The organism is Mycobacterium sp. KBS0706 (genome assembly GCF_005938675.2).
Classification (GTDB): domain Bacteria; phylum Pseudomonadota; class Alphaproteobacteria; order DSM-16000; family Inquilinaceae; genus Inquilinus.
The window spans coordinates 1-9,363 of sequence record NZ_VCCH02000165.1 but is presented as its reverse complement, the minus strand read 5'-3'; the positions used below and the strand labels follow the sequence as shown (position 1 = coordinate 9,363).

Annotated in this window: 8 protein-coding genes and 2 tRNA genes; 3 read left to right on the top strand and 7 right to left on the bottom strand. The window is 70.5% G+C overall.

Annotation, left to right across the window (positions count from 1 at the left end; genetic code table 11):
• Positions 1–273 precede the first annotated feature (273 nt).
• Positions 274–936, bottom strand: coding sequence for a maleylacetoacetate isomerase (gene maiA, locus FFK22_RS39520; RefSeq protein ID WP_221939218.1), 663 nt, complete (start codon positions 934–936; stop codon positions 274–276).
• Positions 937–1,047: 111 nt separating this feature from the next.
• Positions 1,048–2,775: a ubiquinone-dependent pyruvate dehydrogenase gene (gene poxB, locus FFK22_RS39515; protein ID WP_306770246.1), complete on the bottom strand. Its 1,728-nt coding sequence runs from the start codon at positions 2,773–2,775 to the stop codon at positions 1,048–1,050.
• A gap of 201 nt (positions 2,776–2,976) precedes the next feature.
• On the opposite strand from poxB, the gene FFK22_RS39510 reads away from it, so the two are divergent.
• On the top strand, positions 2,977–4,266 hold the full coding sequence (locus FFK22_RS39510) for an MFS transporter (protein WP_138893367.1): 1,290 nt from the start codon (positions 2,977–2,979) through the stop codon (positions 4,264–4,266).
• A 4-nt stretch (positions 4,267–4,270) separates the two neighbouring features.
• Here FFK22_RS39510 and FFK22_RS39505 read toward each other — a convergent pair whose 3' ends face one another.
• The 5 genes from FFK22_RS39505 to FFK22_RS39485 all read right to left on the bottom strand — a co-directional run bounded on the left by FFK22_RS39505 (position 4,271) and on the right by FFK22_RS39485 (position 8,025).
• A complete protein-coding gene (locus FFK22_RS39505; protein ID WP_138893368.1) occupies positions 4,271–5,122 on the bottom strand; it encodes a universal stress protein in 852 nt (283 codons plus the stop codon).
• A gap of 132 nt (positions 5,123–5,254) precedes the next feature.
• Entirely contained in the window at positions 5,255–6,688 is a 1,434-nt protein-coding gene (locus tag FFK22_RS39500) for an amidase (protein WP_138893369.1), read from the bottom strand.
• A gap of 109 nt (positions 6,689–6,797) precedes the next feature.
• Positions 6,798–7,580, bottom strand: a complete 783-nt coding sequence (locus FFK22_RS39495) for an endonuclease/exonuclease/phosphatase family protein (RefSeq protein WP_221939217.1) — start codon at positions 7,578–7,580, stop codon at positions 6,798–6,800.
• Positions 7,581–7,740: 160 nt separating this feature from the next.
• Positions 7,741–7,816, bottom strand: a tRNA-Asn gene (locus tag FFK22_RS39490).
• Positions 7,817–7,951: 135 nt separating this feature from the next.
• Positions 7,952–8,025, bottom strand: a tRNA-Cys gene (locus tag FFK22_RS39485).
• A gap of 206 nt (positions 8,026–8,231) precedes the next feature.
• On the opposite strand from FFK22_RS39485, the gene FFK22_RS39480 reads away from it, so the two are divergent.
• Positions 8,232–8,888 carry a protein-L-isoaspartate O-methyltransferase gene (locus tag FFK22_RS39480; protein ID WP_138893371.1) on the top strand — a complete coding sequence of 219 codons (657 nt, stop codon included), beginning with the start codon at positions 8,232–8,234 and terminating at the stop codon, positions 8,886–8,888.
• 17 nt (positions 8,889–8,905) lie between these two features.
• Positions 8,906–9,229, top strand: coding sequence for a rhodanese-like domain-containing protein (locus FFK22_RS39475; RefSeq protein ID WP_306770245.1), 324 nt, complete (start codon positions 8,906–8,908; stop codon positions 9,227–9,229).
• Positions 9,230–9,363: the final 134 nt, after the last annotated feature.

Below are 9,363 nucleotides of genomic sequence, written 5' to 3'. Positions count from 1 at the left end.
ACGGAGCGCTGGCTGGAGATGGCCGACGCGGCGATGGAGGATCTCGGCTTCCTGCCGGACGAGGATGGCGAGGACGACGACGATCCGCCCGAGCCTCGTCCCGCCGCCGCGTCCGGCCGTCGCAAGCCCAAGGTCCCGGACACGGGCTGACCGCTAATACAAGGTTGGGTTCGCAAGGCGAACCCAACCTGCGCGAACCGGATTGTTTCACCTCTCCCGCCCTGCGGGAGAGGCCGGAGGCGTTTGCGCCTCAGGGGCCCTCCCGACGTCACTTCATTCCGCCTGATGCGACGCCGGCGCGCCCGGCTGGCGCAGCGGATGGGCGCGGGCGAAGGCGTCCAGCGCCAGGCAGGCCTCGGCGATCCGGTGCACGGTGGGCAGCTCCGCAGTGTCGATCTGGAAGCCCCGGGCTCCCGCCACCTGGCTGATCAGGCAGAGATCCGCCATGCCGGGCGTGTCGCCATGGCAGAACCGGCCGGTGCCGGACTCCGTCGACAGCCGCCGCTCCGCCTGCACCAGCCCTTCCCGGAACCAGTGGCGCAGCCAGCCGGTCCGCCGCGCCTCGTCGATCTGCAGCGCGTCGGCGAGATAGCGGCGCACGCGCGGCACGATCAGCGGATGGTGGTCGGCCGCGAACAGCAGCGCCAGGGACCGCACCCGCGATCGGCCGCGGGCATCCGCCGGCAGCAGCGCCGGCTGCGGATGCGTCTCCTCCAGATATTCGAGGATCGCCAGCGACTGGGTGAGGGGCGGGCCGTCATCGACGAACAGGGAGGGCACGACCGACTGGGCATTGACCGCGCGATAGCCGGGCGCGTGCTGGTCGCCCGCGTCGAGGTCGATCATCGTCTCCTGATAGGCGAGCCCCTTCAGGTTCAGCGCGATGCGGACGCGGAAGGAAGCAGCCGAGCGCCAAAAGCCGTACATCCGGATCATGAGGCGTCCTGTCGTGGAATCGGGTGGGGATGGCCGGATCGGCCCGGCCATCCTGTATCTGGGAGCCGCCGGCTCCCCGTTCCCGACCTTCCTGGGTCCGGCCGTCGCGCCCTATCGCCGCAGATTGGTCTTCGCCAGCTCGATCAGCTCGCTGCCGCGGCCGTTGATCACGGCGCGCAGCATGTACATGCCGAAGCCGGCGACCTGGCTGGCCGAGACGGTGGGCGGCATCATCAGCTCCAGCTTGTTGGTGACGACGTCGATCACCACCGGCCCGTCATGGTGCAGGCCGCGCCGCACCGCGCTCTCGACCTCGCCCGGATCCTCGACCCGGATGCCGAGGATGCCCATCGATTCCGCCATCGCCGCGAAGTTCGGGTTCTCCAGGTCGGTGTAGGTGTCGAGGAAGCCGGTCGCCTTCATCTCCATCGCCACGAAGCCCAGCACGCCGTTGTTGTAGACCACCACCTTCACCGGCAGGTTCTGCTGCTTCAGTGTGATCAGGTCGCCCATCAGCATGGTCAGGCCGCCATCGCCGGACAGCGACACCACCTGCCGCTTCGGGCAGGCCGCCTGCGCCCCGATCGCCTGGGGCAGGGCGTTGGCCATCGAGCCGTGGTTCAGCGACCCGATCAGCCGCCGCTTGCCGTTGACCTTGAGATAGCGCGCCGCCCACACCGACGGCGTGCCGACATCGAAGGTGAAGACGGCGTCGTCATCGGCCAGGTCGCCGACCAGCTTGGTGAGGTATTGCGGGTGGATCGGCGGCCGGCCCGCCTTGCCGGTGGCCAGGTCGTCCAGCCCCTCGCGCGACTTGACGTAGTCCTGCAGCGCGGCGTCGAGATGGTCGCGGTCGTCCTTGACCTGCAGCCGCGGCAGCAGCGCCGCGATGGTCTCGCCCACATCGCCGACCAGGCCGAGCTCCAGGCTGCAGCGCCGGCCCAGATTCTCGGCCCGGATGTCGACCTGGATGATGCGGGCATCGGCCGGATAGAACTGGCGGTAGGGGAAATCCGTACCCAGCATCAGCAGCACGTCGCAGCTCATCATCGCGGTGTAGCCGGAGGAGAAGCCGATCAGCCCGGTCATGCCGACATCGTAGGGGTTGTCATATTCGACGAACTCCTTGCCGCCGAAGGCGTGGACGATCGGGGATTTCAGCGTCTCCGCCAGCCCCATCAGCGCCTCATGCGCGCCGGCGCAGCCGCGGCCGCAGAACAGCGTCACCCGGCGGGCCTCGTTCAGCAGCACCGCCGCCCGTTCGATCTCCGCCTGGGCCGGCACCACCACCGGCTGGGCCGGCAGCAGGAACGGGGAGTGGTGCCGGTCGCCGATCTCCTTCAGCGCCACGTCGCCGGGGATGACGACGACGGCGACACCACGCTTGGCCACCGCCTCGCGCATCGCGATCTCCAGCACGCCGGGCAGCTGCGCCGGGTCGGAGACCAGCTCGCAATAATGGCTGCACTCCTGGAACAGGGTCTGCGGATGGGTCTCCTGGAAATAGCCGCGGCCGATCTCCGAGCTCGGGATATGCGCCGCGATCGCCGGCACCGGCACGCGGTTGCGGTGGCAGTCGAACAGGCCGTTGATCAGGTGGAGGTTGCCGGGCCCGCAGCTGCCGGCGCAGACCGCGAGCTCGCCGGTCAGATGGGCCTCGGCCCCGGCGGCGAAGGCTGCGACCTCCTCGTGCCGCACCCGGATCCAGTCGATCGTCTTCTTGCGCCGCAGGCTGTCGGTCAGCCCGTTCAGGGAATCGCCGACGATGCCGTAGATCCGCTGGACCCCGGCATCGGCCAGCATGTCGGCGATCATGTCGGCTACCGTTCTCTTGGCCACGGCCGGTCCTCCTGCAATCGGGTTGGCTTCGGCATGATAGCCGCATGCGGCGCGATCCGAAGACCGAACGGTTCGATGACGGATGCAACAGGTTTCCTGGACCCCGACATGCGGGCGTAGCGCTGCCGCGGCAGGCTGCGCTGCTCTAGGGTCCCGACCCGATGCCTCTTTGGTAAGACCAATCGAACCGCAGAGCCCGACATGACCCATGCCATCGCCGCCGACCTTCCGTCGACGCGGCGCCTGACCGCCGGCGACTACCGCACCCTCGGCCTGGCCGCGCTCGGCGGCGCGCTGGAATTCTACGACTTCGTCATCTTCGTGTTCTTCGCCACTGTGGTCGGGCAGCTTTTCTTCCCGCCGGACATGCCGGACTGGCTGCGCCAGTTCCAGACCTTCGGCGTGTTCGCGGCCGGTTATCTGGTCCGGCCGCTGGGCGGCGTCGTCATGGCGCATTTCGGCGACCTGTTCGGGCGCAAGCGGATGTTCACGCTCAGCATCCTGCTGATGGCCGCCGCCACGCTCGGCATGGGGCTGCTGCCGACCCATGCCCAGATCGGATTCTGGGCGCCGGTCGCTCTGCTGCTGCTGCGCATCCTGCAGGGGGCGGCGATCGGCGGCGAGGTCCCGGGCGCCTGGGTGTTCGTGGCCGAGCACGTGCCGGCGAACCGTATCGGCTATGCCTGCGGGACGCTGACCGCCGGGCTGACCGCCGGCATCCTGCTGGGATCGCTGGTGGCGACCGCGATCAATGGCAGCCTCAGCCAGGCCGAGGTCGCCGACTGGGGCTGGCGGCTGCCGTTCCTGCTCGGCGGCGCCTTCGGGCTGCTCTCGGTGCATCTGCGCCGGATGCTGCGCGAGACCCCGATCTTCCAGGAGATGCGGGCCCGCAAGGCGCTGGCGGCGGAGCTGCCGCTGAAGGCGGTGCTGCGCGACCATCGCGGCGCGGTGCTGGTGTCGATGCTGCTGACCTGGCTGCTGTCGGGCGCCATCGTCGTGGTCATCCTGATGACGCCGACGCTGCTGGAGAAGCTGCACCACGTGCCGCCGACGCAGGCGCTGCTGGCCAACAACCTGGCCACGGTGGGGCTGACGGCCGGCGTCATCCTGGCCGGCCTCATCGTCGACCGGATCGGGGCGGGGCGCTTCTTCGCCATCGGCTGCCCGCTGCTGGCGATCGCCGTCTGGCTGCTCTACACCAGGGGCGCCGCCGACCCCGACCTGCTGCTGCCGACCTATGCCCTGGCCGGCCTCTTCGTCGGCGTGGTCGGCGGGGTGCCCTTCGTCATGGTCCGCGCCTTCCCGGCGGCGATCCGCTTCAGCGGCCTGTCCTTCTCCTACAACGTCTCCTACGCCGTGTTCGGCGGGCTGACGCCGGTGGTGGTGCCGCTGCTGCTGGCCACGGACCCGCTGGCGCATCTGCACTACATGCTGGCGCTGTGCGTCCTCGGCTGCCTCGTCGGCCTGTGGCTGATCCGGCGCGAGGGCTGACCGCTCACCGAAGCATCAGCACCGGGATCAGGCACGACCGCACCATCGCCGTGGTGGTGCTGCCGATGATCAGGTTGCGGATGCGGGAATGGCCGTAGGCGCCCATCACCAGGAGGTCGATCGACGCCTCGGCCACCTGGGCCGCGATCACCGCCTCCGGCTCGCCGGGCAGGATCCGGGCGCGGATGTCCCAGCCGGCGTCGCGCAGCCGGGTCTCGGCGGCGTCCAGCTTGGCCTCGGCCTCCTCGTCCGGGCTGCCGGCCATCAGTAGATGGCCCTCCAGCCCGCGCAGCAACTGGCCGTTGGCGATCAGCTCGACCGCCTTGGTCACGCTCGGGCCGCCGTCGAAGGCGATCAGGAAGCGCCGGATCGGCTTGAAGGCGCGGGCGGAGACCAGCACCGGCTTCTTCGCGGCGCGCGCCACCCGCTCGAGATTCGAGCCGAGATGCAGCTTGGCGAAGTCGGCCGCTTCGCCGCGCTTGCCGAGGACGATGATGCTGGCGTCGGGCTCGAACTCGCCGACCGTCTCGACCAGGTCGCCATTGTAGAGATGGGTGTCGATATCGGTGACGCCGGCCTCCTTCAGCCGGGTGCGGCCTTCGTCGAGGATCAGCCGGCCGCGCTTCTGCGACAGGCCGGCTCGCTGCTCGTCCATCGCCGCCAGCTCGGCCAGGATGTCCTGGGAATAGGCGACCAGCGTGCCGCTGATGTCGACCGGGATGGTCGACACCTCGCGGCGGCCCAGCACATGCAGCAGCTCGACCGGCTGGTTCAGCCGGGACGCCGCCCAGGCCGAAAGGTCACAGATGCTGTGGGAATAGATCGAGCCGTCGATACAGGCGAGCACCTTGGCCATGTCATCGACTCCATGTTGGCCGCGCCCGCGCGGGGGCGATCGGCGACAATGGAAGACTGACTCAATGCCGCTCCCGACTCAACCAATCTGGCGCACATCCACGCCGATCCAGGACCGCAGCCGACCGGGCCGTTATCCAACCGGCGGTCCGCGGCGCACGGCCTCGGTCAGGCCCGCCTGCAGCAGCGCCGCCTCGATCGCCCGGGCCAGGCCCAGCACGGCCTCGTCGGCATGGCGGTGGCCGACGATCTGCAGCCCGACCGGCAGGCCCTGCGGCGTCAGCCCGGCCGGCAGCGACAGGGCGGGGCAGGGCGACAGCAGGTTGAATGGGCCGGTCATGTCCATGCCGCCATAGCGCCCGTCCGGCCAGTCCGCGGCGAAATCGTCATCGGTCAGGGTGACGGGCGGCGGCGGGACGGGGCAGGTCGGGCACAGCAGGGCGTCGCGGCCGGCCAGCACCGCGGCCAGATCGTTCCACATCTCGCTGCGCAGGATCTCTATCCGCTTGACCTCGGCGGCACCCAGGGTGAGGCCACGGTCGATCAGCCCGACCAGGATCGGGTCCATCCGGTCGCGGTATTCCGCCAGCCGATGGCCCTGGAACGCCGCCATGAACACGCACCACAGGTCCAGCCAGCGGTCGCTCACCGCCCGGGTCCAGGGCAGGCGCACCTCCTCGACCACCGCGCCGGCGCGGCGCAGGGCCTCCGCCGCCGCCAGGGTCGCGGCCTCGACCGCCGGATCGACGGCGTAGTAGCCGAGATCCAGCGACAGGGCGAAGCGGCGCCCGGCCAGCCCGTCGATCCGCGTCGCCGCGGCGTCGAAGGGCAGGGGCAGGGAGCTGATGTCCTCGTCGCTCGGCCCCGCGGTCGCGGCCATGAAGGCGACGGCGTCGTCGACGCTGCGGGCCAGCGGGCCGAAATGCGAGATGTCGTCGAACTGGCTGGGCAGGATCGTCATCGGGATCCGGCCCAGGCTCGGCTTGAACCCGACCACGCCGCAGAAGGCGGCCGGGATCCGCACCGACCCGCCCATGTCGGTGCCCTCGGCGAAGGGCACCACCCCGGCCGCCACCGCGGCGCCGGAGCCGCCGGACGATCCGCCCGGCGACCGTTCCGGGTCCCAGGGGTTGCGGGTGATGCCCCAACGAGAGCTGTAGGTGAATCCGGAATGGGCGAATTCCGGCGTCGTGGTCTTGCCGATGACGATGGCGCCGGCCGCCTCCAGCCGCCGGACCACCAGCGCCGACCGGTCCGGCACCCAGTCGCCGGTCGAATGCGAGCCCAGCGTGGTCAGGTGCCCGCGGGTCGGGGTCAGGTCCTTGATCGCCACCGGCACACCATGCAAGGGGCCGAGTGGGCGGCCGGCCGCGACCGCCGCATCGGCGGCCTCGGCCGCGGCCAGGGCCTCGTCGTCGAGGATCAGGGTGAAGCAGTTCAGCCGGCCCTGCGCCGCATGGGCGCGGGCCAGGGTTGCGGCGATCACCGCGCGGGCGCTGGTCCGGCCGGCGGCGATATCGGCGGCGATGGCGCGCGCGCTGGACGGGGCGGGCGATGTGTCGGGCATGTCCTGAACCTCGGCGGCGATCTCGGTGCGCTGGCGCCGAGCATAGCGGCCGCCTGAGGCAAAGGGGAGGTTCCGGCACGCGGCACGCATGCCGACTAGCGACGTCGCGTCAGGCGGCTTCGGACAGCGGGGCCGAGGCGGCGGGCAAGGCGACGCCGAGGTCGATCCTGGCCTTGAGCGGCAGGTGGTCAGAGGCGATCCGCGACAGCGGGCTGCGATGGACTGCCACATGCCGGAGCACGCCCTGCGGCCAGCCCAGGATGCGGTCAAGCGAGATCAGCGGCAGCGGGGCGGGGAAGCTGGGCGGGCTCGCCTGCAGCGGCCCGAACAGCGCGCCGAGCGGCTGCAGCGAGGAGCGCCGCCCGGGACGCCATTCGTTGAGGTCGCCGACCAGCAGCGTCGGCATGCTCTCGCCCTCGGCGATCTCGTCGAGGATCATCGCGGCCTGGCGCATCCGGCAGCGCCGGAGCAGGCCGAAATGAGCCGCCACCACCCGCAGGCGGCCGGCGGGCAGCGCCAGCTCGGTGACGATGGCGCCGCGCGGCTCGGCCCCCGGCAGCGTCAGGCGGCGCAGGCGGGTGACCGTGCCGTCGCGCACCAGCAGGGCGTTGCCGTGCCAGCCATGGCCGTCGGGCAGGTCGGAGACATGGACCAGATGCAGGCCGCTGTCGCGGCGCAGCGTTTCGGCGTCGAGCAGCCCGGAGCGACGGCCGAACCGGCGGTCGACTTCCTGCAGCGCCACCACGTCGGCGTCGAGCTCGGCGACCACGTCGGCGATGCGCACCGGGTCGAAGCGTCTGTCAAGGCCGACGCATTTGTGCACGTTGTACGATCCGACCACGACCGTCCGGACGGGGGCCGTCGGTGTCTCGGGCAGGGTCTCGGTGCTCAAGGATGCGTCGTAAGGGGCCATCTCGGTTCCGAAAGCCGGGACCGTCAGACAGCGCCCGGGACCGCATGGATTTAATATAACTGTCGGGCGATGCCAAGACGGGCGCGACGGAATGTACCGGCCCAAGGCCGTCGCCACGCACCGATGAGATGGAGAAGAGTGGCTCCCTGGACTGGACTCGAACCAGTGACCCGCTGATTAACAGTCAGCTGCTCTACCAACTGAGCTACCAGGGAACATGAGCGCCGGATCGCTCCGGGCTGTTGGTGGCGCGGCTTATAGCAACCTCGCCCCGCCCTGCCAAGCCTCACATGTGCCTCCAATCACACTTTTTGAAGGCACGGTTTCGGCCGGCGTCTCGGCGGGCCGTTTGGAGGCGCGAGCCGGAATCGAACCGGCGTGCACGGATTTGCAGTCCGCTGCTTGACCACTCAGCCATCGCGCCCCGACGGCGGCCCCCGTATATCGCCCGCCGAGAAGCAGGGTCAAGGACGAACGCGAGGAACTTTCGATGCCGTTCAAGCGGGCGATATGGCCGGGCGGCATCAGACCGATTGTGTTGCGGGCGCGAAGGCCGATATAACCGCTGCGTTTGAGCGCGCGGCGGCCACCCGGCCGCTGCGCCTTGCCGTCCTCAGATTGCGGAATCCCATGGTCGACTACGCAGCCGCCCGCCTGAACATGGTCGAAGGGCAGATCAAGCCCAACAAGGTCGTCGACCAGGCTCTGATCGACGCGATGATGGCCGTCCCGCGCGAGCGCTTCGTGCCGGCCGACCGGCGCGGCGTCGCCTATGTCGACGAGGACGCGGCGATCGGCGGCGGCCGGGTGCTGATGGAGCCGCGGGTCCTCGGCCGGCTCCTGAACGACGCCCGGATCACGCCGGACAGCCGGGTGCTGATCGTCGGCGCCGGCACCGGCTACAGCGCCGCGCTCATCGCCCGCCTCGCCGCCAAGGTGGTGGCGCTGGAGGAGGACAAGGGGCAGCTCGGCACCGCGCGTGGGGCGCTGTCCGAGCTCGGCGTCCGGGGCGTCGCGCTGGTCGAAGGGCGGCTGGCGGAGGGCTGGCCGGCCGAGGGACCCTACGACGTCATCCTGATCGATGGGGCGGTGGCGGACGTGCCGGCGGCGCTGATCGCGCAGCTGGCGCCCGGCGGCCGCCTGCTCACCGTGGTGGATGACGGCGACCGTGTCGGCCGTGCTATGCTGGTCAGTGCGGTCGATGGAGTCGCGTCGCAGCGCCCGCTGTTCGACGCGACGACGGCGATCCTGCCGGGCTTCGAGCGGAAGCCTGCATTCCAGTTCTGAGCGTGGCGGGGCATCGGGTGCAGCAGTTCGAGATAGACGTGGCGACCTTGGCGGATTGGCGGCGCGACGGCACCGGGCACGTGCTGGTCGACGTGCGCGAGCCGCAGGAGCTGGCGCTGTGCCGGATCGAGGGCTCGCTCGAGATCCCGATGGGCGAGATCCCGGGCCGGTTGGAAGAGATTCCGGGCGATCGCCCGGTGGTCGTCATGTGTCACCACGGGGGGCGCAGCGCGCAGGTGGTGCGGTGGCTTTCGGCGAGGGGCATGGACAACGCGGTCAATCTGCGCGGCGGCATCGATGCCTGGGCGTGCGAGATCGACCCTACCATGGGACGGTATTGACGATGACACGATTTGGACGGTTCGGGCTCTCCATCGCGGCCCTGTCCGCGGCTCTGATGCTGGGCGCCGCCCCGGCTTCGGCCCAGTCGATGGCCGAGGCGCTGGCGTCGGCCTACGCCACCAACCCGGATCTC

Bases quoted from the DNA above. Each gene is read 5' to 3' on its own strand.
- FFK22_RS39500 (WP_138893369.1), bottom strand. From the start codon at position 6,688: ATGCCCGACACATCGCCCGCCCCGTCCAGCGCGCGCGCCATCGCCGCC.
- FFK22_RS39510 (WP_138893367.1), top strand. From the start codon at position 2,977: ATGACCCATGCCATCGCCGCCGACCTTCCGTCGACGCGGCGCCTGACC.
- FFK22_RS39480 (WP_138893371.1), top strand. From the start codon at position 8,232: ATGGTCGACTACGCAGCCGCCCGCCTGAACATGGTCGAAGGGCAGATC.
- maiA (WP_221939218.1), bottom strand. From the start codon at position 936: ATGATCCGGATGTACGGCTTTTGGCGCTCGGCTGCTTCCTTCCGCGTC.
- FFK22_RS39505 (WP_138893368.1), bottom strand. From the start codon at position 5,122: ATGGCCAAGGTGCTCGCCTGTATCGACGGCTCGATCTATTCCCACAGC.